This is a genomic window from Leucobacter sp. HNU, from assembly GCF_047946755.1.
Taxonomy (GTDB): Bacteria; Actinomycetota; Actinomycetes; order Actinomycetales; family Microbacteriaceae; genus Leucobacter.
Genome location: NZ_CP178837.1, coordinates 908,511 through 934,477, shown reverse-complemented (window position 1 = coordinate 934,477; position 25,967 = coordinate 908,511). Strand labels below are relative to the sequence as shown.

17 protein-coding genes and 4 pseudogenes are annotated in these 25,967 nt (G+C 70.6%); 3 read left to right on the top strand and 18 right to left on the bottom strand.

Features of this window, described 5'->3' with window-relative positions; translation table 11 throughout:
* Positions 1 to 21: 21 nt before the first annotated feature.
* The 14 genes and pseudogenes from AB3K78_RS04495 to AB3K78_RS04430 form a co-directional block, all read right to left on the bottom strand.
* A complete protein-coding gene (locus AB3K78_RS04495; RefSeq protein ID WP_416446522.1) occupies positions 22 to 1,248 on the bottom strand; it encodes an FtsQ-type POTRA domain-containing protein in 1,227 nt (408 codons plus the stop codon).
* Positions 1,249 to 1,278: 30 nt separating this feature from the next.
* Positions 1,279 to 2,718 (bottom strand): UDP-N-acetylmuramate--L-alanine ligase, encoded by a 1,440-nt coding sequence (gene murC / locus AB3K78_RS04490; protein WP_416446520.1) that lies wholly within the window; start codon positions 2,716 to 2,718, stop codon positions 1,279 to 1,281.
* Positions 2,719 to 2,804: 86 nt separating this feature from the next.
* Complete coding sequence (locus tag AB3K78_RS04485) at positions 2,805 to 4,004, bottom strand: MFS transporter (protein WP_416446518.1); 1,200 nt, start codon at positions 4,002 to 4,004, stop codon at positions 2,805 to 2,807.
* Between the two features lie 131 nt (positions 4,005 to 4,135).
* Positions 4,136 to 5,211: pseudogene (locus AB3K78_RS04480) on the bottom strand (UDP-N-acetylglucosamine--N-acetylmuramyl-(pentapeptide) pyrophosphoryl-undecaprenol N-acetylglucosamine transferase).
* Positions 5,208 to 6,416: an FtsW/RodA/SpoVE family cell cycle protein gene (locus tag AB3K78_RS04475; RefSeq protein ID WP_416446516.1), complete on the bottom strand. Its 1,209-nt coding sequence runs from the start codon at positions 6,414 to 6,416 to the stop codon at positions 5,208 to 5,210. The pseudogene AB3K78_RS04480 and the gene AB3K78_RS04475 overlap by 4 nt, the downstream one beginning before the upstream one ends.
* Position 6,417: 1 nt before the next feature.
* Positions 6,418 to 7,916 (bottom strand): annotated as a pseudogene (gene murD / locus AB3K78_RS04470) (UDP-N-acetylmuramoyl-L-alanine--D-glutamate ligase).
* Positions 7,898 to 8,983 carry a phospho-N-acetylmuramoyl-pentapeptide-transferase gene (gene mraY, locus AB3K78_RS04465; protein ID WP_416446514.1) on the bottom strand — a complete coding sequence of 362 codons (1,086 nt, stop codon included), beginning with the start codon at positions 8,981 to 8,983 and terminating at the stop codon, positions 7,898 to 7,900. The pseudogene murD and the gene mraY overlap by 19 nt, the downstream one beginning before the upstream one ends.
* Complete coding sequence (locus AB3K78_RS04460; RefSeq protein ID WP_416446512.1) at positions 8,980 to 10,425, bottom strand: UDP-N-acetylmuramoyl-tripeptide--D-alanyl-D-alanine ligase; 1,446 nt, start codon at positions 10,423 to 10,425, stop codon at positions 8,980 to 8,982. Before AB3K78_RS04460 ends, mraY begins: the two co-directional genes overlap by 4 nt.
* A complete protein-coding gene (locus AB3K78_RS04455) occupies positions 10,422 to 11,966 on the bottom strand; it encodes a Mur ligase family protein (protein WP_416446510.1) in 1,545 nt (514 codons plus the stop codon). Before AB3K78_RS04455 ends, AB3K78_RS04460 begins: the two co-directional genes overlap by 4 nt.
* A 50-nt stretch (positions 11,967 to 12,016) precedes the next feature.
* The gene (locus AB3K78_RS04450) at positions 12,017 to 13,807 is read right to left on the bottom strand and encodes a peptidoglycan D,D-transpeptidase FtsI family protein (RefSeq protein ID WP_416446508.1); all 1,791 of its coding nucleotides are present in this window, start codon (positions 13,805 to 13,807) and stop codon (positions 12,017 to 12,019) included.
* Between the two features lie 28 nt (positions 13,808 to 13,835).
* Positions 13,836 to 14,432, bottom strand: a complete 597-nt coding sequence (locus AB3K78_RS04445) for a hypothetical protein (protein WP_416446506.1) — start codon at positions 14,430 to 14,432, stop codon at positions 13,836 to 13,838.
* On the bottom strand, positions 14,429 to 15,418 hold the full coding sequence (rsmH, locus tag AB3K78_RS04440) for a 16S rRNA (cytosine(1402)-N(4))-methyltransferase RsmH (protein WP_416447302.1): 990 nt from the start codon (positions 15,416 to 15,418) through the stop codon (positions 14,429 to 14,431). Before rsmH ends, AB3K78_RS04445 begins: the two co-directional genes overlap by 4 nt.
* A gap of 169 nt (positions 15,419 to 15,587) precedes the next feature.
* A complete protein-coding gene (mraZ, locus tag AB3K78_RS04435; RefSeq protein ID WP_046455368.1) occupies positions 15,588 to 16,019 on the bottom strand; it encodes a division/cell wall cluster transcriptional repressor MraZ in 432 nt (143 codons plus the stop codon).
* An 848-nt stretch (positions 16,020 to 16,867) separates the two neighbouring features.
* On the bottom strand, positions 16,868 to 17,254 hold the full coding sequence (locus tag AB3K78_RS04430; RefSeq protein WP_416446503.1) for a DUF3040 domain-containing protein: 387 nt from the start codon (positions 17,252 to 17,254) through the stop codon (positions 16,868 to 16,870).
* A gap of 71 nt (positions 17,255 to 17,325) precedes the next feature.
* Between AB3K78_RS04430 and AB3K78_RS04425 the strand changes: the two are divergent.
* Positions 17,326 to 18,476, top strand: a pseudogene (locus AB3K78_RS04425) (polyprenyl synthetase family protein).
* Between the two features lie 45 nt (positions 18,477 to 18,521).
* On the opposite strand, the gene AB3K78_RS04420 reads toward AB3K78_RS04425, so the two are convergent.
* Entirely contained in the window at positions 18,522 to 18,869 is a 348-nt protein-coding gene (locus AB3K78_RS04420) for an Rv2175c family DNA-binding protein (protein ID WP_416446501.1), read from the bottom strand.
* 190 nt (positions 18,870 to 19,059) lie between these two features.
* On the opposite strand from AB3K78_RS04420, the gene pknB reads away from it, so the two are divergent.
* Complete coding sequence (pknB, locus tag AB3K78_RS04415) at positions 19,060 to 20,988, top strand: Stk1 family PASTA domain-containing Ser/Thr kinase (RefSeq protein WP_416446499.1); 1,929 nt, start codon at positions 19,060 to 19,062, stop codon at positions 20,986 to 20,988.
* 132 nt (positions 20,989 to 21,120) lie between these two features.
* On the opposite strand, the pseudogene AB3K78_RS04410 reads toward pknB, so the two are convergent.
* Both AB3K78_RS04410 and AB3K78_RS04405 read right to left on the bottom strand, forming a co-directional pair.
* Positions 21,121 to 22,490, bottom strand: a pseudogene (locus AB3K78_RS04410) (class II 3-deoxy-7-phosphoheptulonate synthase).
* 135 nt (positions 22,491 to 22,625) lie between these two features.
* Positions 22,626 to 23,306: a lysophospholipid acyltransferase family protein gene (locus AB3K78_RS04405; RefSeq protein ID WP_416446497.1), complete on the bottom strand. Its 681-nt coding sequence runs from the start codon at positions 23,304 to 23,306 to the stop codon at positions 22,626 to 22,628.
* A 134-nt stretch (positions 23,307 to 23,440) separates the two neighbouring features.
* Here AB3K78_RS04405 and AB3K78_RS04400 point away from each other — a divergent pair, with 134 nt between their 5' ends.
* Entirely contained in the window at positions 23,441 to 25,270 is a 1,830-nt protein-coding gene (locus AB3K78_RS04400) for an AMP-dependent synthetase/ligase (protein WP_416446495.1), read from the top strand.
* A 105-nt stretch (positions 25,271 to 25,375) separates the two neighbouring features.
* On the opposite strand, the gene def is transcribed toward AB3K78_RS04400, so the two are convergent.
* A complete protein-coding gene (def, locus tag AB3K78_RS04395; RefSeq protein ID WP_416446493.1) occupies positions 25,376 to 25,867 on the bottom strand; it encodes a peptide deformylase in 492 nt (163 codons plus the stop codon).
* Between the last annotated feature and the right edge of the window lie 100 nt (positions 25,868 to 25,967).

Sequence of the window (25,967 nt, the reverse complement as noted above, 5' to 3'; positions counted from 1 at the left end):
GGCCCCGATCGCGCCCGGCGCTCAGTTGTAGACGGGCGCGTTCGGCGCGGAGACGTCGATCCGCTGCACGGACCGCCCCTTGAGCCCCGTAAGCAGGGCCTGCAGCACCGCGGACTTCTTCTGGGTCTCGGTCGCCTCGCCCCACAGCACCTCGAGCCCGCCCGCGAGCGTGAAGCGGACGTCCTGCCCGCTCGAGGCCGTCACCGCGGCGAGCTGCTTCCGCAGGGCTTCGGGCATGTCGCGCACGATCTTCGCGGAGGCGGAGAACGCCTGAGAACCCGGGGTCGCCGCGGCTCCGGTCGCGAGCGGCACCCCCGCGGGACGCTTGTCGGCGGTCTCCACGAGCACGCCCGCGGGGTCGTAGGTCTCGAACGCCTTGCCCTTCGCCACCGTGATCGCGGGAACCCGCTCTTCGACCTGCACCACCAGGGTGCCGGGCGGAATCCGCTCGATCGCGTAGCGCTGGATCAGCGGGAATTCCGCGAGAGCGCGGTGCACCTCGCCGTCGTCGACCAGCGCCAGCGGCACGCCGTCGAACCGTCCGAGCGCGTCGGTCACCTTCGCCGCGTCGACGCGGGACGCACCCGTGACGCGGATATCGCGTACGGCCATGAGCGGGCTGAGCACCCCGATCGCGACGAAGAGCGCGAGCGCCGCCACCGCACCGGCGCCGATCAGCCAGTACCGGCGCCGACGCCGGGCGTGCACCGTGAACCGACGCTGCTCGCGACGCTCACGCCGCCGCCGCAGTCGGGTCGCCGTCCGCAGGTCGCGCTCGGCCGCGCGAATCGGATCCGGCTCGCGCTCGGGTCGAGCGCGCAGCTTCGCGAGGAGACCGCTGCCGGATTCGCGCACGTCGAGCGCGGCGTCGCTCAGGTCGGTGGTCGCAAGCTCGTCGGCGAGCGCTCCGGCGGAGTCCGGCTCGGCGCCGTGCCGCGGCGACACGGATCGGGTGGCGTCGGCCGTGCCGAATCGCGCGGCCCCGATCACGTCGGCGAGGTCGCTCGGGTCGGGAGCGCGCTCCTCGACCCGAGCGTCGCCGTCCCGAGGCGCATCGGCAGCGGAGCCGGATCCGGATGCAGGCGTCGGCACCTCGGGCGCCTCGCTGGCTGCTCCGGCGCCGCGGCGCCGGAGCAGCCAGGCGCCGTCGGATCCATCGCGGCGCTCGCCTCGGGCCGGGGCCTCCGGTGCGACGGGTTCGACGCGCTCCGGCTCGGGTTCCCGATCGAAGCCGCTCGGGCGCTTCACGCGCGCCGCCGTTTCATCGGCACGGCAGGCTCACTCGCCGTCGGCGTCGAACCGGCCGTGCAGCGCCTCGACCACCTGCGGGATGATCTGATAGACGGTGCCGCAGCTCATGGTCACCATCACATCGCCGGGTTCGGCGATCTCGGCGAGGTAGTCGGCCGCGCGCTGCCAGTCGTCGATGTAGGCGACCCGGCTCTGGTCCGAGAAGTCGTCGGCCACGAGCGCACCGGTGACCCCGGGGACGGGATCCTCGCGCGCCCCGTCGACGGAGAGCACCACGGTGCGGTCCGCGCCCTGTTCGAGCACCTCCGCGAACTCGCGGTGGAACAGGCTCGTGCGGCTGTAGAGGTGCGGCTGATGGATCGCGATGAGGCGGCCCTCCCCCACGACGGCGCGCGCCGAGTCGAGCAGTGCCGCCACCTCGGTCGGGTGGTGCGCGTAGTCGTCGTAGACGCGTACCCCGCCCACCTCGGCGTGGAACTCGAAGCGACGCTTGGTGCCGCCGAACTCGCTGATCGCACGGAGGGAGGCGGCGACGTCGAAGCCGAGCCCGGTGAGCACGGCGAGAGCGCCGACCGCGTTGACCGCGTTGTGCTTGCCGAACACGGCGAGCTGCGCGCGATGCCGTTCGACCCCGCCGTCGGCCCCGCGCACCTCGACTTCGAAGGCCACCGGGCCCGAATCGTCGAGTGCGACCAGGCGCACATCCGCACCTTCGGCTTCGCCGAAGGTGCGGATGGCGGGAAGCGCGCCGCCCTGCGCATGCAGTGACTCCAGTACCTCGAGGGCGCCCGGGTCGTCGGCGGAGATGACGACCTGCTCGCTCGCACCGCGAGCGAAGTCGACGAACGCCTGCATGAAGTTCTCTCGCGAACCGTAGAAGTCGAGGTGCTCAGGGTCGACGTTGGTGATGAGCGCGATCGCCGTGTCGTACAGCAGGAACGACTTGTCGCTCTCGTCGGCCTCGATCACGAAGAGGTCGTCGGAGCCCGGACCGGAGGAGGTGCCGAGCGATTCGATGATGCCGCCGTTCACGAAGGACGGATCGGCGCCGAGACCGAGCAGGCCGGTGACGACCATGCCGGTCGAAGTGGTCTTGCCGTGCGCGCCGGCGATCGAGACCAGGCGCGTGCCGCGCGCGAGCCAGGCGAGCGCCTGCGAGCGGTGCAGCACGGGCAGTCCCTTGGACAGCGCCAGCTGGTATTCGGGGTTGTCCTGCCAGAGCGCGCCGGTGACGACCAGGGTGTCGGCGTCGCCGACGTTCTCGACCGCGTGACCGATGCTGACCGCGACCCCGAGCTCCGCGAGCGCCTTCGTGTTGTAGTTGGCGCTGCGATCGGATCCCGAGACCCGGACCCCGGCCGCGTGCATCATGCGCGCGATCCCGCTCATGCCGGAGCCGCCGATGCCGACGAAGTGCACCTTCCCCAGTTCGTCGGGGATCTGCATGTCGAGATCGGGGTAGATCATCTGGGCGCCTCCTCAGGTCGTGCTCGACAAGACTACCGTTCCGCGCCCGGGTTCCCCGCGGCGCCGGACCCGGTGTGGCGCGGGTCTCAGCGCGCTCCCACCGGAGCCGTCGCCTCGACCGCGCTCCGCCCGTCGCGGGGCACGAGCGGTATCGCGATCGCCGGGGCCAGCGCGACGAGCGCGAGTGCCGTCGGCACGCCGACGAGCGCGATGAGGCCGCCGATCACGGGTCCCACCGCGGCGGACGCGAGGAACTGGCCGGTGTTCTGCACGCCGAGCGCCCGCCCGGCCCAGCCGGGCCCGGCGATCTCGGCGACCGCGGTGAAGGCCAGGCCGTTGTCGGCGACGCTGACGCAGCTCGCGACCAGATAGGCCGCCGCCGCGAGCAGGCTCCAGTCCGCCCAGCCGAACACGGCCGAGAGGAGCAGCATCGCCACCCCGGCGATCGCGACCTGCCGCAGGGGGCGAAGGCGGGAGCGCACCCGGTCGCTCCAGACGCCGACGGCGATCCGGCCCGCAGCCCCGGCGAACTGCGACGCCGCGACCAGCGCGCCCGCGGCCAGCGCGCTCCACCCGAAGCCGACCGTGAACCAGACCAGCCCGAACGTCGACAGCGCGAACTGGGGCACCACGAGCAGCATGGAGACGAGATGGATGCGCAGGAGCGCGGGCGTCTCCCGGTAGGGATTCGCGGGAGCGGTCATCGCTGAACGCGCGATGCGCACGGGATCGACGACGACGACGGCGCAGATCACCAGGCTCACGAGGACCAGCGCCCCGCCGAGCGCGAGCGCGGCGGGTACTCCGGCCCGACTCGCGAGCGGCGGCACGCAGAGCGCGGCGACGGCCATGCCGAGCGGCTGGCAGGTCTGCCGGATCCCCATCGCGAGCCCGCGGCGCTCGGGCGGGAACCAGCCGGTGATCAAGCGGCCGCTCGCACTGTTGGCGCAGGCGGACATGGCGCCGCAGGCGACCAGCGCGAGCCCGAGGAGCAGGAACCCCTGCGCCAGCATCGCGAGCGCGACCGCGGCCGCGGTCGCCGCGAGCCCGAGCAGGATCACGCGCCGTTCGCCGAAGCGATCGGTCGCGGCGCCCCAGAGCACGAGCGTGCAGACGAGGCCGAGGTTGGGAGCGCCCGCGAGCAGTCCGGCCGCGGCGAGCCCGAGCCCCTCGGTCTCGTGCAGGTGGACGATGAGGAACGCGGGCGCGGCGGCGACGACCGTGGTCGAGGCCTGCGCCAGCACCATCGCTGCGAGCATCAGCCAGGGGCGAGGTCGAATGGACACGGGTGGATTCTCCGATCAGCGGGAACGATGACCGGCACGACGAACGGCGCCGCTGGCAGGGCGCCGGTCGATTCACACCCTGCTGCGGCTCCGAAGGCGGAGGCTGCGAGACATACCGTGATCCTATCGGGTCAGCGAGCCGCCAGCGCCTCCCGCACGAGCGCGAGCAGGCGCTCGGTGCCGTCGAGGGCCCCGACCCCCTGGCCCGTTCGGACATCTCGGCCAGGCGATCCTCGTCGCCGACGAGCGGGATCAGCGTGCTGCGCACCCACTCGGGGGTCAGCTCCGCGTCGTCCACGAGCAGGGCCCCACCGGCTTCGACGTCCGCGGCCGCGTTGAATCGCTGCTCGCCGTTGCCATGCCCGTAGGGGACGAACACCGCGGGGATACCGAGCCCCGCGAGCTCGCTCACCGTCGTCGATCCGGCGCGCGAGACGGCGAGATCGCAGGCCGCGAACGCGAGATCCATGCGGTCGCAGTACGGCAGCACCTCGTATCCCGCGACGCCCGGGTCCTCGAGCTCGGTGAGTCCGCCCCAGACATGGAGCACCTGGATCCCGGCCGCGGTGATCGCGGATGCCTCGCTCGAGATGCCCCGGTTGATCGCGCGGGCGCCCAGCGAGCCGCCCGTCACGAGCAGGGTTCGACGCTCGGGATCGAGTCCGAAGTGCTCGCGGGCCGAAGCACGCAGCGCCGCGCGGTCGAGTCCCGTGATCTCGGGCCGGAGGGGCATCCCCGTCACGCGCGCGTGCGGGATCGGGGTGCCCGGGAACGTCACCGCGACGTAGGGCGTGGACCGGGCCCCGAGCTTGTTCGCCATCCCCGGCTTCGCATTGGCCTCGTGGATCACCACGGGCACGCCCTCCTTCGCGCCGGCCCGGTAGGCGGGGGCCGAAGCGTAGCCGCCGAAACCGACGACGACATCGACACCGCGCTCGCGGATCAGCTCGCGCACGCGGGCGATGGCGCGACGGTACTTCGCCGGGAACCTCAGCGCGTAGGCGCTCGGCTTCCGAGGGAACGGCAGCCGCTCGATGGTGACCAGCTCGTAGCCCCGCTCCGGCACGAGGCGGGCTTCGAGCCCCTCCTTCGTGCCGAGCACCACGATCTCCGCGTCCGGTTCTTCGGCCCGGATCAGGTCGGCGAGTGCGAGCAGCGGGTTGACGTGCCCGGCGGTTCCGCCGCCGGCCAGCAGGTAGGTGGTCATCGTGTCGCCTCCGTGGTGGGGATCTCGTCTCGGTGCTTCGCGTTGTCGCGCGCGATCGATATGACCACGCCCATGGCGACCAGGCACGCGATGAGCGCGGTGCCGCCGGCGCTGATGAGGGGCAGCGGCACCCCGAGCACCGGTAGGATGCCGATCACCACCGCGATGTTCACGAAGGCCTGCCCGACGATCCACACGAGGATCCCGCCGACGACCGCCTTGCCGAAGCGGTCCCGCGCGTTGCCGATCACCCGCAGCATCAGCACGGTCAGCACGATGAAGAGCACGATCACGAGGACCGCGCCGATCATGCCGAGCTCCTCGCCGATGATCGCGAAGATGTAGTCGTTGTCGGCCGCCGGAAGCCACTTCCACTTCGCCTTCGAACCGCCGAGGCCCACCCCGAAGAGCCCGCCGCCGGCGAGCGCCCACAGCCCGTGCAGCGGCTGCCATGCCAGGCCGCTGTAGTCGCTGTTGCCTCCGGCGTGGCCGAACAACCGGTCCATGCGGTTCTGGCTCGTCACGACGAAGAAGAACGCCGCGAGCGCGGCACCCGCGAAGGTGTAGCCGAGGGCCTTCCAGCTGACGCCGCCGAAGTACATCGCCCCGAGCACCGAGGCGCCCATGATGATGGTCGTGCCGAGGTCCTTGCCGAGCATCACCGTTCCGAGGGCGATGAGCGCACCCGGCAGCACGATCGGGATCAGTTCGTGCTTGGTCTGCGTGAGCAGCCGTTCCTTCGACATCAGCACCGCGCCGATCCACACGATGAGCGCGAGCTTCAGCGCCTCCGACGGCTGCGCGGAGAACGATCCGATCTGGATCCAGTTGCGGTTGCCGTAGACGTCGACGCCGAGCGGGGTGAACACGAGGAGCTGCAGGAAGAGGCCGAGCCCGAAGAGCCACCAGGCCCAGCGTCGCCAGAACGCGACGGGGCGGGTCGCCGCGAAGATCATCAGCGGGATGCCGATGAGCGCGTAGGTCGCCTGACGCCAGAATCCGCCGAGGAAGCCCTGGTCGTCGAGGTAGGAGGTGATGGAGGACGCCGAGAGCACCATGATCAGCCCGATGCCGACCAGCAGGAAGGTGATCGCGTACAGGGCCACCACGGTCGGGTCGCCCGGGGCGGGGATCGCGCCGCCGAGGCGGATCCGCGCGCGGCCGAAGGTGCCGCGCCCCGGGGTCGACGCCGACTGATCGCTCACGTCAGCGGCCCTCGGCGAAGGCGCGGAGCGCGGCTTGGAAGCGTCGCCCGCGATCGGCGTAGTCGGAGAACTGATCCATGGAGGCGGCAGCGGGAGCGAAGAGCACGGTGTCGCCCTCCTCCGCGAGTCCCGCGGCCGCGTCGACGGCCGCGCGGGCCACATCGAAGGCTTCCCCCTCGGGCACGATCTCCCGGACCGCGACACCCGGCGCGTGCTCGGCGAACGCCGCGAGCACCGCCTCGCGCTCGGCGCCGATCACGACCGCGCCGCGCAGGCGCTCCGCGTGGGTCTCGACCAGCTCGCCGATATCGGTGCCCTTGAGGAGACCGCCGACGACCCACACCACGCGCTCCAGCGCCCGCAGCGACGCGGCCGCTGCGTGCCCGTTGGTGGCCTTCGAGTCGTCGATCCAGGTGACTCCGTCGAGCACGCCGAGGTTCTGGGCCCGATGGGCGTCCAGCTCGAAGTTCAGGATCGCCGTCGCGATCTCCTCGGGCTCGACCCCGCGGGAGCGGGCCAGGGCCGCCGCCGCGAGGATGTTCTGCACCAGGTGCGGCGCGCCCAGGTGGCGTTCCTGCAGCTCTTCGAGCGTGACGAGTTCGTACGCCGAGCTGCGGCGCTCGGCGTGGAAGCCACGGTCGATGAGCAGTCCGTCGACGATGCCGAAGCCGCTGGGCGGCGGAGCGTCGAGGCCGAAGCTGATCGCGCGGGCGCCCTCGATCACATCGGCGTCCTCGACCATGCGCTCGGTCGCCGCGTCGGCCCGGTTGTAGACGCAGGCGACCTGCGTGTGCTCGTAGACCTTGGCCTTCGCCGCGCGGTACGCCTCCGCGGATCCGTGCCAGTCGAGGTGATCGTCCGCGATGTTCAGGCAGACGCTCGCGTACGGCGAGATCTCGCCGAGGCGCTCGAGCTGGAAGCTCGACAGCTCGACCACGAGCGCGTCGTAGCCCTGAGGATCGCGCAGCGCGTCGAGGATCGGCACGCCGATGTTGCCCACGGGCGCCGCGCGCAGCCCCCGGCCAGCAGCATGTGCGCGGTCAGCTGGGAGGTGGTGGTCTTGCCGTTGGTGCCGGTGACGCAGATCCAGTCGGCGACCCGGTCGGTCTTGTCGCGCAGGCGCCAGCCGAGCTCGATGTCGCCCCACACGACCGTGCCTCGGGCGATCGCCCACTCGGTCAGCGGGTGATCGGGACGGTACCCGGGAGACACGATGACGAGGTCGGGGTCGAACTCGGCGAGGTCGGCGAGCTGCGCCTCGTCGCCCGCGATCCTGGCCTGCTCCGCGCCGATGACGCGCAGCAGCTGTTCGCGCTCGGGATCCTCGCCCGCGAAGATGACGCGGACCCGGGATCCCAGTTCGACGAGCGTGTCGGCGACCGAGAAACCCGTGACGCCGAGGCCGAGCACCGCGACGCGGAGCCCCGACCAGTCGTGGTGCCAGCTGGAGAGTGCGAGCACGCGCTCGCGGACATCGATGGTCATTGCTGCAGCAACCATTCTCCGTAAAACGCGCCCACGCCTGCCACCACGAAGAGTCCCGCGATGATCCAGAAGCGGACGACGACCGTGACCTCGGCCCAGCCCTTGAGCTCGAAGTGGTGGTGGATCGGGCTCATCAGGAAGATGCGCTTGCCCTTCGTCACCTTGAAGTAGAGGCGCTGCACGATGACGGAGCCGGTCTCGATGATGAACAGGCCGCCGATCAGCACGAGCAGCAGCTCGGTGCGGGTGAGGATCGCGAGCGCGGCGATCGCGCCGCCGATACCCATCGAGCCCGTGTCGCCCATGAAGACGTGAGCCGGGTTGGTGTTCCACCAGAGGAAGCCCGCGAGGCCCCCGAGGAACGCCGCCGCGATGACCGCGAGGTCCATCGGATCGCGGACCTCGTAGCAGCCGGCCTTGCCCGCGGTCGTGGCGCAGTTCTGCGCCGACTGCCAGAAGCCGATGCCGAGGTAGGCGCCGAAGGCGAGCAGCGCGGCACCGGCGGCGAGGCCGTCGAGGCCGTCGGTCACGTTGACCGAGTTCGTCGCGGACGTGACGATGAGGATGATCCAGACGACGATCACGATGACGCCGAGCACCGAGCCGAGGGTCATGAAGTCGAACGGCAGGTCGCGGAAGATCGAGACGTGCGTGGAGACCGGGGTGACGCCGGCCTGGTTCGCGAACTGCAGGCCGAGCAGCGCGAACGCGACGGCGACGAGGATCTGGCCGACGATCTTCGCCCAGCCGTTCAGCCCGGCCGAGTTCTGCATGCGGGCCTTCATGAAGTCGTCGATGAAGCCGACGAGACCGGCGCCCACCGCCATGAGGATCACGAGCAGGGCCGAGGGAGTCGGTGTCTCCCCCATGATGAACTTGCCCAGGAAGTAGGCGATGACGGAACCCGAGAGGAAGATGAGGCCGCCCATGGTGGGCGTGCCCCGCTTGACCTCGTGCTCCTTCGGGCCGTCGACGCGGATCGGCTGGCCCCAGCGGAGGCGGTTGAACACCCGGACGAAGAGCGGAGTGAGCAGCAGCGAGTAGAGCAGCGAGAATCCGCCGGCGATGAGCAGGGCGATCATGCAGTGACCTCCTCGGTCGTGGCGTCGGAGACGGGCGCGAACTCCGCACCGAGCCGGTCGCCGAGCGCCTGGAGGCCGGCGGCGTTGGAGGACTTCACCAGCACCGTGTCGCCGGGACGCAGGCCGGACTTCAGGTACTCGAAGGCGTCGTCGGCGGAATCGAAGAGCACGCTCTCGCCGTCCCATGAGCCCTCGTTGATCGCCGAGATGTGCAGGCGGCGCGCTTCGGCGCCCACCACCACGAGCTCCGAGATCCCGAGGCGCACGACCTGCAGACCGATGCGGTCGTGCTCGTCGCCCGCGAGCTCGCCGAGCTCGCTCATGGCGCCGAGCACCGCGACCGAGCGCGCCTCGGGGCGTCGGACCTGCGCGAGCGTGCGCAGCGCAGCGCTCATCGAGTCCGGGCTCGCGTTGTACGCGTCGTTGATGATCGTGATGCCGTCGCGCCCGCCGAGCACTTCCATTCGGCCGGGGGCAGCGACGACCGCGGCTTCGAGCGTCTCGACCACGGCGTCGAGGTCGAGGCCCAGCTCGAGCCCGACCGCGGCGGCGGCCAGCGCGTTCATGACGTGGTGCTCGCCGAGCACCCGGAAGCGCACGGCACGCGATTCGCCATCGGCGTGGATGGTGAACCGGGTGCCGCTCGCGTCGCCGACGACATCGCTCGCGCGGACGTCGGCCGCGTCGGACTGGCCGAACCAGCGCACGCGCGCTTCGGTCAGCTCGGCCATGCGGGCGACACGGGGGTCGTCCCGGTTGAGCACGGCGACGCCCGTCGCATCGAGCGCGCGCACCATCTCGCTCTTGGTGCGGAAGGTGGTCTCGATCCCGCCGAAGCCGCCCGCATGGGCGAGTCCGACGGTCAGCACGACGCCGATGTGGGGCTGCGCCATGTCGGTGAGGCGGGTGATCTCGCCCTCGGCGCTCGCGCCCATCTCGGCCACGAGGGTCTCGGTGCCCGCTTCGACGCGGAGCATGGTGAGCGGCCCGCCGACCTCGTTGTTGAACGATTTCGCCGAGGCGACCGTCGGGCCGAGTCGCCGGGCCATCGCGGCGACGAGGTTCTTCGTGGTGGTCTTGCCGTTGGAGCCCGTGATGCCGACGATGCGGAGGCCGCCGGCCCCGCGCACGCGGCGCACGACCTCGGTCGCGAGGGCGCCGAGGGCGTCGGTGCTGTCGGCCACGACGATCTGGGGCACGCGGTCGTCGGTCTCGCGCTCCACGACCAGCAGCGCGGCACCGGAGTCGACGGCCTTCGTCGCGAAGCGGTGCCCGTCGGTCTCCTCACCGCGCCGGGCGAAGAAGATCTGCCCCTCGGCGACCTCGCGGGAATCGGTCTGGGACTCCCCCGCGACCACCGTTGCGCCGGTCGCGCCCGATGCACCGGGCACCAGGCGTCCATCGACCGCGGCCGCGATCTCGTCGAGTGTGAGTTCGATCACTGGAGCAGTCCTGCCTCGCGGAGCGCTCCGCGTACTTCGTCTCGAGCCGAGTACGGGAGGTGCTGCCCGGCTACTTCCTGATAGTCCTCGTGCCCGGGACCGGCATACAGAATAACGTCTTCGGGACCCGCGATTGAAATGGCACGGCGCACGGCCTCGCGCGGGTCCGCGACCTCGATGATCTCGGCGTGGTTGGCGATCCGCGCCCCGGCGATGAGCTGGGCGCGGATCGCGGCGGGATCCTCGGTGCGCGGGTGGTAGTCGCAGACGATCAGCACATCGCTGCCCGCGGCGGCGATCCGGCCCATCTCCTCGCGCTTCGTCGTGTCACGGTCTCCGTCGGCGCCGAACATGAAGACGATGCGGCCCGGGGCGACCTCGGCGAGCCCGTCGAGCATCGTCTGGAACGCGCCGGGCGTGTGCCCGTAGTCGACGTAGAACCGGGGGCCGGGACCGCCCGGGTTGATCGCTTCGAGGCGGCCGGGGATGTACACCGGGATGAGCCCGTTCTCGAGCCCGGCCTCGACCTGCGCGATCGGGATCCCCGCCTCGTGCAGCATGATGAGCGCGAGCGCGGCGTTCTCGGCCATGAAGCGGCCGAACACCGGCACGCGACCGCGGAACCGCGCACCCTCGGGGCCCTGCAGCACGAAGCTGACGCCGTCGAGGTCCTGGCGCGTCACCGCGAGGTGCCAGTCGGCCTCGACCCCGTACTCGGTCGCGAGCGTCGTCACCGGGATCTTCGACTCGCGCGAGACGCGCACGCCGTACGGCGAGTCAACGACGACCACGCCGCGGGCGGCGTGCTCGGGGGCGAACAGCGCGAGCTTCGCCGCGAAGTAGCTCTCCATGTCGCCGAAATCGTCGAGGTGGTCCTGCGAGAAGTTGTTGAAGGCCACGACGTCGAAGCGGACGCCGTCGATGCGGCGGCGCTCGACCGCGTGCGCCGACACCTCGAGCGCGATCCCGCGTGCGTCCTCCTCGACCATCCGCGCCAGCAGCCCGTGCAGCTCGGAGGCCTCCGGGCTCGTGAGCCCACTCGTCATGACCGCTTCGCCCACGCGGCGCTCTGCCGTGGAGCTGAGGCCGGCGGTGATTCCCGCGGCGCGCAGCAGCTCGGCGATCAGATAGACGACGCTGGTCTTGCCGTTGGTGCCGGTGATGCCGAAGATCTTCGCCCCGTCGGGGCCGTCGCCCAGATGCTCGGTGCCGTAGACCGCGGCCGATACCGCACCGAGGACCTCGCGCGGGTGCCCGGCGGAGCGGAGCACCGGCAGGCCGGCGGATGCGGCGCGCGCGGCCCCCGCGGCATCGGTGAGCACCGCGACCGCGCCCCGCTCGGCGGCCGTAGCCGCGAAGTCCGCGCCGTGGTGCCTGGCCCCCGGAAGGCCGACGTAGAGATCCCCCGGCTGCACGTCGCGCGAGTCGATCGAGACGCCCGTGACGGCACGGCCCCCGAGATCGCCGTCGTGCTCCAGACCGAAGCGCTCGGCGAGTCGCTCGAGCGGCATCTCGGTCGGATGCGCGGGTCGGATGCTCATCGCACCGTCGGTCGTCACTGGGTCTCCATCTCTGCCGCGGGTCGCGCGGGTCAGTAGTCGGTCGGAAGGGGCTTGTAGGCGCCCTTCGACGGCGGAATGTGGAACGTGCGGATCGTCGCCTCGGCGGCGTTCCGGAAGGCGGTCATCGCGGCGATGCCGCCGTCTCCCGACGAGGGGAACGCCACCGATGCTACCGCGACGTACTGCGGGTCGTCGGCCGGGAAGACGCCCGCGAAGGAGTGCACGTAGTCGGTGCGGTAGCGGCCCGTCGCCGGGTCCACCTCCTCGGCGGTGCCCGTCTTGCCCGCGATCCGGTAGCCGGGGATCTCGAGGTAGGGCTTGATCCAGCCCTCCTGCACGACCGACTCGAGCACGCCCATCATGGTGCTCGCCGTCTTCTCCGAGACCGCGCGCACGGGCTTGCCGTGATCCGGCTTCTTCACGTCGCCGTCCGCCGAGGTGCAGCTCTGCACGAGCGTGGGCGGGATCCGCACGCCGCCGTTCGCGAGCGCCTGGTAGACGCCCGCCGTCTGCACGATGGTCGACGAGAGCCCCTGGCCGAACATGGTGTTGTACGCCGTCTGGCGGTCCCACTTGTCCGGCGGGTTGAGCAGACCGGAATCCTCGAGCGGCATGCCGGCCTTCGTCGACTGCCCGATGCCGAACTTCTGCAGGTAGCTGTAGCGCACCGCCGGGCTCAGCTGGTTGCCGAGCATCGAGATGCCGACGTTCGAGGAGTGCACCATGATCCCGTTCAGGGTCCACTGCTCGGGCGGGTGCACGAAGGAGTCGCCGAACTGCACGTTGGGCTCGGGCTCCCAGTGCGAGGGCGTGAGGTTCGGAGTGAGCGGCGTCGCCTTGCCCTGGTCGATGAGGGCCGCGGCCGTGATGCTCTTGAAGGTGGAGCCGGGCTCGTAGGGCGAGGTGAACGAGCGCGCCTCGCGGTTCGGCGAGCCGTCGACGTTGTTCGGATCCACCGAGTTGTTCTCGGCCACCGCGACCAGCTCGCCGGTCTTGGCGTTCATGATCACGAGGTAGCCCCACTCGGCCCCCACGTCGGCGACCTGCTTGTTGATGATCTCCTGCGCCTGCCAGTTGAGGTCGCGGTCGAGGGTCAGTTTGATGGTTCCGCCGTTGACCGCCTGCTGGGTCACCACCACGCTGCCGGGCAGCGCGACGCCGTCGGCCCCGCGCTCGTAGACCTCCGAGCCGTCCTTGCCGGTGAGGCAGGCGTTCTGCGAGATCTCGATGCCGGCCTGCGGTTTGCCGTCGGAGCCCGAGAAGCCGACGATATTGCCCGCGACGGCGCCGCTCGGGTAGACCCGCGAGTAGGCCGTGTCGAAGGTCAACCAGGGGATCCCGAGATCCTTGAGCTTCTTGAGCGCGACGAGGTCGACCGAGCGCTTCACGTAGGCGAAGTCGGACTTCTTGTTCTTCGCGAGCGCGTCGTCGACGATCTTCTGGATCTCCTCGGGCTTCTGCCCAGTGATCGCGCCGATCTCGGCGAAGGCCTCCTTCGAGGTGACCTCGACGGTCGCGGTGGCGCCGGGCGACACCGGACGGTAGAAGCGGCCGCCGTTGAGCACCGTGTTCTTCGGGGACAGCTGCACGTCGTAGCGCTCGTCGGTCGTCGCGAAGACGTCGCCGTTGCGGTCGACGATGTCGCCGCGCACGCTCGGGATCGAGACCGGCACGGCGCGCTTGTCCTTTGCGTCCGCGTTCAGCTTCGGCGCCTGCACGACCTGCAGGTCGAAGAGCCGCACGGCAAACACCACCGCGACCACTCCCACGATCAGCAGCGCCAAGGCGCGCCGCCTCACGCGGATCCGCCCGTTCCGCATGGACCCTCCTCGTTCGCCCGCGAGACGACTAGTGGGTATCCGGCGCGGGCAGCTTGCCCTTCCACGCTACCGGCGTGGTGGCGAAGTTCCCTGAGGCCGCTCCGGGCTGGGCGGCATTGCGCGAGACCAGCAGGCCCTTGGCGTCGACCACCGGCATCGACTCGAGCGTCGCGTTGGGCACCGTGTTCTTCAGCGGCTCGCTGGTGCGCGTCTCGAGCGAACCGAGCACGGCACCGCTGCTGAGACGCAGGGTGGCCGGCTGGGAGTTCTGCACCATGCCGAGCGCCGTGGCGTTCTCGGCGAGGTTCTGCGGGGAGGACAGCTTCTCGAGATTCTGCTTCAGCACGCTCTGCACGCGGCTCAGATCCCGCTCCTCGCCCTGGAGGGCGCGCACCTCGTACGCCCCCTGGGACACCAGGATGCTGAGGCCGAGCTGCGCCGCCATGATCGCCAGGATCACGCCGACCGCGGTGAGCGCACCGGCCATGACGCGCGGCTTGCGCCGAGTCGCGGGGCGCGGTGCCTCCGCGGGGCGCAGCGGCCGCACCGGAGCCGGGGTCGCGGGTGCGGGCGCGGCGAAGCCGCTCAGCAGCTCGTCGCGGTCGAGGGGGACCGTCGAGTTCATGAGATCTCCCTGGCTCGTTCGGCCGCGCGGAGGCGCACGGGGATGGCGCGCGGGTTGCGCTCGCGTTCTTCGGTGTCCGCGAGTTCCGCGCCGCGGGTCAGCAGGCGGAACTCGGGACGATGCTCGGGCAGCTCGACCGGCAGGCCGGCAGGTGCGGTGGACCGGCTGCGACGCACGAGCTCGCGCTTCACCAGGCGGTCCTCGAGGGACTGGTAGGACATGATCACGGCGCGGCCGCCGACGGCGAGCAGGTCGAGCGCTGCGGGGATCGCGCGCTCGAGCACCGAGAGCTCGCCGTTCACCTCGATGCGCAGGGCCTGGAAGACGCGCTTCGCAGGGTGCCGCTGGTTGCGGACCGCCGCGGGCGTCGCCTCCTGGAGCACGTCGACGAGCTCGCCGCTGCGCATGATCGGCCCGTTCGCGCGGGCCGCGACGATCGCGCGGGCGTAGCGCGCCGCGAGCGGCTCCTCGCCGTAGCGCTCGAAGATCGCCCGCAGGCGCCCTTCGGACGCGGTCGCGAGGATCTCGAACGCGGTGACGCCGCGCTCCTGGTCCATGCGCATGTCGAGCGGCGCGTCCTGCGCGTAGGCGAAGCCGCGATCGGCGTCGTCGAGCTGCAGCGAGGAGACACCGAGGTCGAACAGGACCCCGTCGATGCGGTCGAAGCCCGCACCGCGCACCGCCTCCGCGATCTCGTCGTAGACGGCGTGCACCAGGATCGCGCGATCCCCGAAGCGCTCCAGCCGCCGACCGGCGAGCGCGAGCGCCTCGGTGTCGCGGTCGAGGCCGATCAGCGTCAGCTCCGGGCGCGCATCGAGCATCGCTTCGCTGTGCCCGCCCATGCCGAGGGTGGCGTCGACGACCACCGCACCGGGGCGGTCGATGGCCGGCGCCAGCAGTTCGAGGCAGCGGTCGAGCAGCACCGGGGTGTGCAGCGCGCCGGGATCCCGGGGATCTGCGGACGCGTCGCGTGCGGTGTCGTTCATTGCGGTGGCCTCACGGGTGGCTTCGGTGTCGTCGGACGGGTCGTGGTTCGCGCGGAAGTCGGCTGCGTTCATGGTGCTCGGGCCGGTCCGGGACCCCCGGTTCTCCGTCAGCCCACCTGTCGCCGGGGAAGTGCGACAGGGCGGTAGACGAAGAGCCGCGGGTACCGGGTCAGAACATGCCCGGGATCACCTCCTCCTCGATCTGCGAGAAGGCGGACTCCTGTTCGGCCAGGTAGCGCTGCCAGGCCTCGGCGTCCCAGATCTCGGCGCGGCTGCCCGCACCGATCACGGCGAGATCGCGGTCGAGACCGGCGTACTCGCGCAACGCCTGCGGGATCGTCACGCGGTTCTGCTTGTCGGGCGTCTCCGCGTGCGCTCCCGAGAGGAAGACGCGCAGGTAGTCGCGGCCCTGCTTCGAAGTGATCGGAGCCTGGCGGATCCGATCGTGCATGTCGGCGAACTCCTGCTCGCTGAACACGTAGAGGCAGTGCTCCTGACCACGGGTGATCACCAGACCGTCCGCGAGCTCCGTGCGGAACTTCGCGGGCAGGATGAGGCGGCCCTTGTCGTCCAACTTCGGTGTGAAAGTACCGAGGAACATGGGGGTCACCTCCTCCCTGCGGGGTCCGGGTGCTCCCACAGTACTCCACTTTCCTCCACTTCCCTCAGTTTTATTCCCGAGTTCCCCAGGTTTCTGTGCAAAGTTCGGCGAGATCTCGGGGATCGCCACGCTCCCGGCCCGAAAACGCCACGCCGCGATCCGCCCGACCGGCGCCAGCGACCTGTCGGCATCGGACGCGCGACTCCCCCACCTGCGCGCTCCAGATCCGCGAAAACATGCCGATCCCGTGTCGCTTCAGTCGCACGCTGATGCCGGAGTGGAGCGAAGTGGAGCGGGTGGTGTGGAGCGAAGTGGAGGGCGTGGGGGCGCACAGTGCCGTCCCACTTCGGAAGGAGATCCGCCCTCAGCGGGACGAATCCGACGCAGCGCTCCTTCTGCAGGCGAATCTCCGCCGGAACGCGACGCCCGCACCCCGGACGCGGAGTCGGCCGCACCTTCCCCGCGTCGGAGAAATGCACCGATTCGGACCCGCCGGACGGAACTGATCCGAGAACTCGCAGATCTCCGCGGAGCGAACCGGCGGCCGGAGCGGGCCGCACGACTCCGATGCCGGCCGGATCCCCGACGCGGGCGCGCCGCCCGGGCACAGCAAAAGACCGCGATCACCCGACCGCGGTCTTCTCTATCTGCGCCGACCTACCCCGTGGGCCGACGCTGCGCGTCGCGAGCTACCGCTCCACCCCTCGCTGCGCTCCGATGGGCCGACGCTGCGCGTCTCGAGCTACCGCTCCACCCCTCGCTGCGCTCCGATGGGCCGACGCTCCGCGTCGCGAGCTACCGCTCCACCCCTCGCTGCGCTCCGATGGGCCGACGCTGCGCGTCGCGAGCTACCGCTCGCCCTCCATGCGCTCGTCCCAGCGGCGCTCGAGACGCTCGCTCATGTTGGACCGGCGCCCGCCGGAGTGCGCGCGACCACCGGCCGCGACCGGCTCGTGCACCTCGCCGGGCTCGGCGGGAGCGCGTCGGGTGAGCGCGAGGACCGCGCCGCCCAGCATCACGACGAACCCGATGAGCCCCAGCCACAGCTGCTGCGCGGCCACGCTCCCGATGAGCACACCGACGCCGACGAGCACGACGATGATGCCGAGCACCACCGACCGCAGGTCGACCCGACGCCGCTCACCCGTGGAAGTCGACATCACGTCGGCTTCGCTCTGGTACAGCCGCCGCTCCATCTCGTCGAGCAGCCGCTGCTCATGCTCGGACAGTGCCACGTCCGCCTCCTCGATCGATCCGGAATTCTTCCCTCGATTCTACGCCGCACGCGGACGGCTAGGCTAGCTGCGTGCACGAAACCATCCGACTTGCAGGCCTCGTACAGGAGCGGATCGGCGATGTGCTCGCCGACCACCGTCAGCAGCTCGAGGCCCTCGGCCCCGACGCGATCCCGCTGCTCGACGAAGCCGCCGACTACCTGGCCGGCGGCAAGCGGCTGCGCGCCCAGTTCTGCGTGCTCGGCGCACGGTCGGTCGGTCACGTCGACTTCGACGACGCCGGCGAGTCGCCGACCGGCGACGTCGTCCCGGGCGCGGCGAGCCCCGTGCTCACCCCCGACGCGGATCGGATCCTGGACGCCGCCTGTGCGTTGGAGCTCTTCCACGCCGCGGCCCTGATCCACGACGACGTCATCGACCGTTCGGACACGCGTCGCGGACGCCCCTCGGCGCACCGTCACTTCGCCGGCCTCCACGAGGCCGCCCGGTACCGCGGAGACGCCGAGCACTTCGGCCTCGCCGGCGCGATCCTGCTCGGCGATCTGCTGCAGTCCTGGTCCGATGAGCTGATGCAGCGCGCCTGCGACGCGACCGAGGATCGCGCAGCGGCCCGGGCCGCGCGCGAGCACTTCAACCGCATGCGCAGCGAGGTCGCCGTGGGCCAGTACCTCGACGTGCTCGAGGAGCAGCGCTCTACCGCCGCCCCCGAGGCCGAGCAGCTCGAGCGCTCCACCCGCGTGCTCGTCTACAAGTCGGCGAAGTACAGCGTCGAGGCCCCCTCCTGATCGGGGCGGCGCTGTTCGGCGCCGACGAGGAGCAGGAGCAGTCCCTCGCGCGATTCGGCCTGCCCGTCGGGGTCGCCTTCCAGCTGCGCGACGACGTTCTCGGCGTGTTCGGCGATGCGGAGGTCACCGGCAAGCCCGCGGGCGACGATCTCGCCGAGGGCAAGCGCACCGTGCTCGTGACGCTCGCGCGCGAAGCGCTTCCGGGAACGCAGCGCCGGGTGTTCGACGACATGTTCGGCGATCCCGAGCTGGACGACGAGCAGGTGGAGATGCTGCAGCGGACGATCCGAGACAGCGGAGCGCTCGACCGGGTCGAGGAGATGATCACGCGCAACCTGGATCGGGCGACGCAGTCGCTCGCCGCCGCGCCGATCAACGCCGACGCCAAGGCGCGGCTGGGTTCGCTCGCAGACCGTTCAGGCCGACGCGCGTTCTGAGCCGCGTCGGCCCGGGCGCCTCCGCCCCGGGCCGTCGGCGTCCCGTCAGAACGCCAGCGACTGCGTGGCCCGACGAACCGCGCTCTTGCGCCCGTTCTGCAGCGCCTCGATGGGGATCCCGCCGACCTCGTCGTTCTCGGTGAACAGCCACTCGACCGACTCCTCCTCGGAGTAGCCGGCGTCGCGCAGCACCAGCAGGGTGCCGCGCAGCGAGCTCAGCGGCTCGCCGCCCTGCAGGAACGCCGCGGGGACGCGGAGCACGCCGTCGATGCGCACCGCCGCGAGGTGGTGATCCTCGATGAGGCGCCGAACCTTGCTGGGAGCGAGACCGAGTCGCTCGGTCAGTTCGGGGACGGTGAGGGTCTGGATACCAGTGAGGAAGTTCTCGGCCACGGGTCAACTCTGCCACGAAGCCGCAGGCGGTTCCAGCCGGGCGGTTCCGATCGGGTGCTCGCCGCAGGACGGCGGACGCGCCCGGAACTCCGCGCGGAGGGGCGGCCCCGGCGCCCGATCCTCGGCGCGGTTCCGGGCAACGCCGGTGAGGATCCAGGATGGGGAACCCTCGGGTCCGTAGAATTTGCGGGTGACCTCTGCCCCCTCCGATCCGCTCGTGGGACGAACCCTCGACGAGCGCTACGTGATCCGCTCGCGCATCGCGCGCGGCGGTATGGCGATGGTCTATGTCGCGAACGACCTGCGGCTCGAGCGACGGGTCGCCGTGAAGGTGATGCACGCGCACCTCGCCGACGACGAGAACTTCACCCGCCGATTCGAGCAGGAGGCGCGCAGCGCGGCCCGCCTCGCGCACCCCAACGTCGTCAACGTGTTCGACCAGGGCAACGACGCCGGGCACCCCTACCTGGTCATGGAGTACCTGCCGGGCATCACGCTCCGCGAACTGCTCAAGCAGCAGCAGCGACTGACCTCCGAGCAGACCCTGGAGATCGGCGAGGCGGTGCTGGCGGGCCTCGCGGCCGCGCACCGCGCCGGCATCGTCCACCGCGACCTCAAACCCGAGAACGTGCTGCTCGCCGACGACGGCCGGATCAAGATCGGCGACTTCGGACTGGCACGGGCGGTCAGTGCGAACACCACCACGGGCCAGGCGCTGCTCGGCACGATCGCGTACCTCTCCCCCGAGCTCGTCACCCGCGGTGTCGCCGACGCTCGCAGCGATCTCTACGCGTTCGGGATCATGCTCTTCGAAATGCTCACCGGCACGCAGCCGTTCACGGGCGAACAACCGGTGCAGATCGCGTATCAGCACGCGCACGGCGAGGTCCCCGTCCCATCGACGATCTCCTCCGAGTCGAGCCCGGAGCTCGATGCGCTCGTGCGCTGGCTGACGCAGCGGGATCCCGCGAACCGCCCCGCCGACGCTTCGGAAGCGCTGACCGAGCTGCAGCGGATCCGTTCCGGCTCGCCGCTCCATGCGACCCGCGTGCTGCCGAGCGATCTCGGCCTCGATGCGACGTCGGTGCTGCCGTCGACCACCGTCCTCGATCCGGTGGCCGACGCGCCCACCGACGGGACGCCGGAGCCTCCGGCCGAGACCCCCGAGCCAGCGGAAGCCGGCGCGGCCGCCATCGCCGCAGCGACGGCTCGCCGGCGCAAGCGCCGCGGCGGGATCATCGCGCTCGCCGTGACGCTCGCCGTCGCCGCGTCGGCCGGTGCCGGCTGGTGGTTCGGGCAGGGCCCCGGTTCCCAGGTCACGATCCCCGATGTCGCCGGCCTGCCCTTCGCCGAGGCGAAGGCCGAGCTCGACGGTCTCACGCTCACCGCGACACGCACCGAATGCTCGAGCGTCGAGATCCCCAAGGGAAAGGCGGTCGGTACCAAGCCCGGGGCCGGCACCCGGGTGGATCGCAAGACCTCGGTCGAGCTCTGCGAGTCCACCGGCCCGCGGATCCTTCCCGTGCCGACGCTCGTCGGCCTCCCGCAGGACCAGGCGGAGGCGGCGATCAAGAAGGCCGGCTTCACCTTCGGCAAGGTGACCGGCCGCCAGTTCAGCTCGGACGCGAAGGACGGCACGGTGATCGCCGCCCTCGGATCCGACGGCAACGGCCTCGGCGAGCAGTACCCCGAGCAGGCGAAGGTCGACCTCGTCGTCTCGGTGGGCGCGGTTCCCGACGTGACCGGCAGCACCGTCGACGCCGCGACCTCCGCGCTGGCGGACAAGGAGCTGACGGTCGACCCGGGGAAGAACGTCGAGGAGTTCAGCGACGACATCGCCAAGGGCAAGGTCATCGGCGTGATCTATGCGACGGACCCGGTGCGCCCCGGCGATTCCGTCGGGCTCACCGTCTCCAAGGGTCCCCAGCTGTACGAGGTTCCCGACGTCTCGGGACAGAAGATGCGCAAGGGCGTGCAGACCCTCAAGGATGCCGGCTTCGACCCGCAGACGGCGGTGCCGGAACTGCTCTGGAATGCGGTGAAGGTCGAGAGCACCGATCCCGCCGCCGGCCAGATGGTGCCGAAGGGCACCAAGATCACCCTCAACTTCGAACTCTGAGGCCTCCGGGGCGGAGGCGCCCGCCCCGCCCGTTCCGGCGTCCTCCGGCCCGACGGCGCAGGATCTCCGAAACGCGAACGGCCCGGATCCCCTGCGGGATCCGGGCCGTTCGCGTCGCCGGAGCTGCGCGGCTCAGTGCGCGATCTGCTTGAGCTCCTCCGCCACGAGGAAGGCGAGCTCGAGCGACTGCATGTGGTTCAGGCGGGGATCGCAGAGCGACTCGTAGCGCGTCGCCAGCGTCGCCTCGTCGATGTTCTCGGACCCGCCGAGGCACTCGGTCACGTCGTCGCCCGTGAGCTCGACGTGGATTCCGCCCGGAACCGTTCCGACGGCGCGGTGCGCCTCGAAGAAGCCCCGGAGCTCGTCCATGACGTCGTCGAAGCGGCGGGTCTTGTACCCGGTGGCCGTGGTGATGCCGTTCCCGTGCATCGGGTCGGTGACCCACAGCGGCTGAGCGCCCGCGGCCTTGACGCCCTCGAGCAACGGCGGGAGCGCCTCGCGGATCTTGCCGGCGCCCATGCGCGTGATGAAGGTGAGGCGGCCGGGCTCGCGCTCGGGATCGAGCTTGTCGATGAGACGCATGGCGTCGTCCACCGAGGCGGTCGGGCCGAGCTTGACCCCGATCGGGTTGCGCACGTGCGACAGGAACTCGACGTGCGCGCCGTCGAGCTCGCGGGTGCGCTCGCCGATCCAGAGCATGTGCCCCGAGGTGTCGTAGAGCTCGCCCGTGCGCGAGTCGATGCGGGTCAGCGGGCGCTCGTAGTCGAGCAGCAGCGCCTCGTGGCTCACGTAGAACTCGGTCTGGGTCAGTGCGGCGCTCTCGACCCCGCAGGCCTCCATGAACTTGAGCGCCCGGTCGATCTCGGCCGCCAGCGATTCGTAGCGGCGGTTCGCCGGGTTCGACACGAAGCCCTGGTTCCAGGCGTGGACCTGGCGCAGGTCGGCGAAGCCGCCCTGCGTGAAGGCGCGGATCAGGTTCAGCGTCGAAGCCGAGACGTGGTAGCCCTGCACGAGCCTCGACGGGTCGGCCGCCCGCGACTCGGGGGTGAAGTCGTAGCCGTTCACGAGGTCGCCGCGGAACGCCGGGAGGGTCACGCCGTCGCGGGTCTCGGTGTCGCTCGAGCGGGGCTTGGCGAACTGCCCGGCCATGCGGCCCAGCTTGATCACCGGCATGGATGCGCCGTAGGTCAGCACGACCGCCATCTGCAGCAGCGTCTTCACCCGGTCGCGGATCTTGTCGGCGGTGGCGGCTTCGAAGGTCTCGGCGCAGTCGCCGCCCTGCAGCAGGAAGGCTTCCCCCGCGCGGCGGCGGCGAGCCGCTGCTTCAGCTGGTCGGCCTCGCCCGCGAAGACCAGCGGAGGCTGGGAGGCGAGGTTCGCCGCGGCCGCCTCGACCGCAGCGGCGTCGGGCCAGGTCGGCTGCTGCTTCGCCTCGCGCGTGCGATACGCGTCGAGCTCCGCCAACACGTCCCGCTTCACTGCCGTCTCAGTCTGACCGCCCATTGGTCTCCGCCGTTTCTCGAAATCTGCGGGGCGAACCCGCACGATGCGGCCGTTCGCCGCAACTTTTCCAGGGTACTCGACGGGCGGGATCACGAGCGAACCCGACGGGGTCCGCCGGGTTCGGTCCCCGGGGCCTCAGGGGCGCTGGGCGGCGCGGACGCTCGACGCGTAGACGTCGACGTATTCCTGGCCGCTGAGCTTCTGGATCTCGAGCATGATCTCGTCCGTCACACTGCGCAACACGAAGCGGTCCGCGCTCATTCCCGCGAAGCGGCTGAAGTCGAGCGGCTTGCCGATGACGGTGCCGATGCGGCGGATGCGCGGCAACTTCGCACCGATCGGCATCGCCTTCTCGGTATCGACCATGATCGCCGGGACGACGACGGCGCCGGACTCGAGCACGAGGCGTGCGACGCCGGTGCGGCCCCGGTAGAGCCTCGCGTCCGGACTGCGGGTGCCCTCGGGGTAGATGCCGAGCACGTCGCCGCGGTCGAGCACGCCGAGCCCGGTGTTCAGCGAGGCCTCCGAGGCCTTGCCGCCCGAACGGTCGATCGGGAGCTGGCCGACGGACAGCATGAAGCTGCGCACGAACCAGCCCTTGAGGCCGGTCCCGGTGAAGTAGTCGCTCTTCGCGAGGAAGTAGACGCGCCGGTCGACCATGATCGGCATGATGAACGAATCGATCACCGAGAGGTGGTTGCCGACGATGATGACGGGCCCCGACGAGGGGATGTTCTCGGCGCCCTCGACCCAGGGTCGGTAGATCGTCTTCAGCAACGGCCCGATGACCAGGTGCTTGAGAATCCAATAGAACACGGCGGAGACGTCCCTTCGACTCGAAACAGGATACTGGAGCCGGGGTCGCGTGGTCGCATGCAATAGGGTGGCAGGCAGAAACCGGCGGCGAAGAAGCCGCCCAGAGACCTCGCCCTGGTGCCGAAGGAGCTGCCGTGAATCAGACCGAGACGCCGATCGTCATCCCGCACGTCCCCGAAGACAACGTCACCGATCTTCTGGAGCAGCGGGTCGCTGCGACTCCCGAACGGCCGCTCTTCGCGGTCCCCGAGGGGTCGGGATGGCGCGACATCACCGCCGCGCAGTTCCGCGACGAGGTGATCCGGGTCGCGAAGGGCCTCGTCGCCGGCGGCGTGCAGCCCGGCGACCGCATCGGCTTCATGTGCAAGACCAGCTACGAGTGGACGCTGGTGGACTTCGCGCTCTTCTACACGGGCGCGATCATGGTCCCGGTCTACGAGACCTCCTCGCCGCTGCAGATGCATTGGATCCTCGAGGACTCGGGGGCCCGCGGCATCATCACCGAGACCCGGGACCACGCGGAGCGGCTCGAAGAGGTCCGCGGGGACCTCTCGAACCTCGATCTCGCCTGGCGTCTCGACGAGGGCGCGCTCGACGCGCTCCGCGCCGCGGGCGGCGAGATCCCCGACGAGGAGATCGAACGCCGCCGTTCGATCGCGGTCGGCTCCGATGCGGCGACCCTCATCTACACCTCGGGTTCCACGGGGCGCCCCAAGGGCTGCGTGCTCACCCACGCCAACTTCGTCGATCTCTCGCGCAATGCCGGAGCCGCGCTCTCGCAGGTCGTGCAGGAGGAGGGCGCTTCGACGCTGCTCTTCATCACCCTCGCGCACGTCTTCGCCCGGTTCATCTCGACCCTCGCCGTCCACGCGGGCGTCCGCGTCGGCCACCAGGCCGACACCTCCCAGCTGCTGCCCGCGCTGAACACCTTCAAGCCCTCGTTCCTGCTCGCCGTGCCGCGCGTGTTCGAGAAGGTCTACAACTCCTCCGAGCAGAAGGCCGAGGGCGAGGGCAAGGGCAAGATCTTCCGCGCCGCCGCGCGCGTCGCGGTCGCCTACTCCGAAGCCCAGGAGGCGGGTCGCGTCCCGCTGATGCTCGAGCTCCGCTTCCGCCTCTTCGACAAGCTCGTCTACTCGAAGCTGCGGGCCGCGCTCGGCGGCCGCGTGCGCTACGCCGTCTCGGGATCGGCACCGCTCAGCCGCTACCTCGGCCACTTCTACCACTCGCTCGGCATCAAGATCCTCGAAGGCTACGGCCTCACCGAGACGACGGCGCCGGCGACCGTCAACCTCCCCGAGAAGTTCAAGATCGGCACCGTCGGTCCGGCGCTGCCGGGCCACACGATCCGCATCGCCGAGGACGGCGAGATCGAGATCAAGGGCATCGACATCTTCAAGGAGTACTGGAACAACCCGACGGCCACGGCCGCCGCGTTCACGGAGGACGGCTTCTTCAAGACCGGCGACCTCGGCTCCATCGACGACGACGGCTACCTCGCGATCACCGGCCGCAAGAAGGAGATCATCGTCACCGCCGGCGGCAAGAACGTCGCCCCCGCAGTGCTCGAGGATCCGATCCGTTCCAACCCCGTGGTCGGCCAGGTCGTCGTCGTGGGCGAGCAGAAGCCGTTCATCGCGGCGCTCGTCACCCTCGACACCGAGATGCTCGGCACCTGGCTCAAGAACAACGGGGAGAACCCGAACCTCACGCTCGAGGAGGCTGCGGTGAATCCGAAGGTCCTCGCCGAGGTGCAGCGCGCCATCGACCACGGGAACGAGTTCGTGTCGCGAGCCGAGTCCATCCGCAAATTCGTGATCCTGCCCGTCGAGTTCACCGAAGCGAACGGGCACCTGACTCCGAAGCTCAGCATCAAGCGCGACAACATCCTGCGCGACTACGCCTCCGAGATCGCGGCGCTCTACGGCGACAACCCGCAGACCGCGGCGATCTCGACCCCGCGCTGACCACGACCGCTCCTCGCGGGCACCACCCGCAACGCCGAGGGCCCCGATCCATCAGGATCGGGGCCCTCGGCGTTCACCGCGCGGCCGCCGCCGACGCGGGATCGATCAGAACCAGTCCGAGGTTCGGATCTGCCGCATCGCCTCGCCGCGGTTCTCGCGGTCGAGACGATTCAGGTAGAGCTTGCCGTCGAGATGATCGCACTCGTGCTGCAGCGCCTGCGCCATGAGCCCCTCGCCCGAGATCAGGACCTCCTCGCCGTCGAGATCGATGCCGCGCACGGTGGCGCGCGGATAGCGCATCACCGGGAACCAGAGTTCCGGAACCGACAGGCAGCCCTCGCCGGTCGGCACCGGCTCGCCGTCGAGCTCGACGATCTCGGGGTTCAGGACGTAGCTGATCTCGCCGTCGATATGCAGGCTGAAGGCGCGCAGCGTGTGGCCGATCTGCGTCGAGGCGAGCCCTGCCCGGCCGTCGAACGCGACGGTGTCGCAGAGATCCGTCACGAGCGCGCGCACGCCCTCGTCGATCTCGGTGATGGGCTCGCAGACGGTGCGCAGCACCGGATCCCCGAACTTTCGAATCTCACGTACAGCCATGGGAATCGAGTCTAACGGCGCTGCGGGACCGCGCTGGGCGATCCCCGCGAACCGCGCTGGGAGATGTTCCGTTCAGGCTTCTTCCCCTAAGCTGGATGCC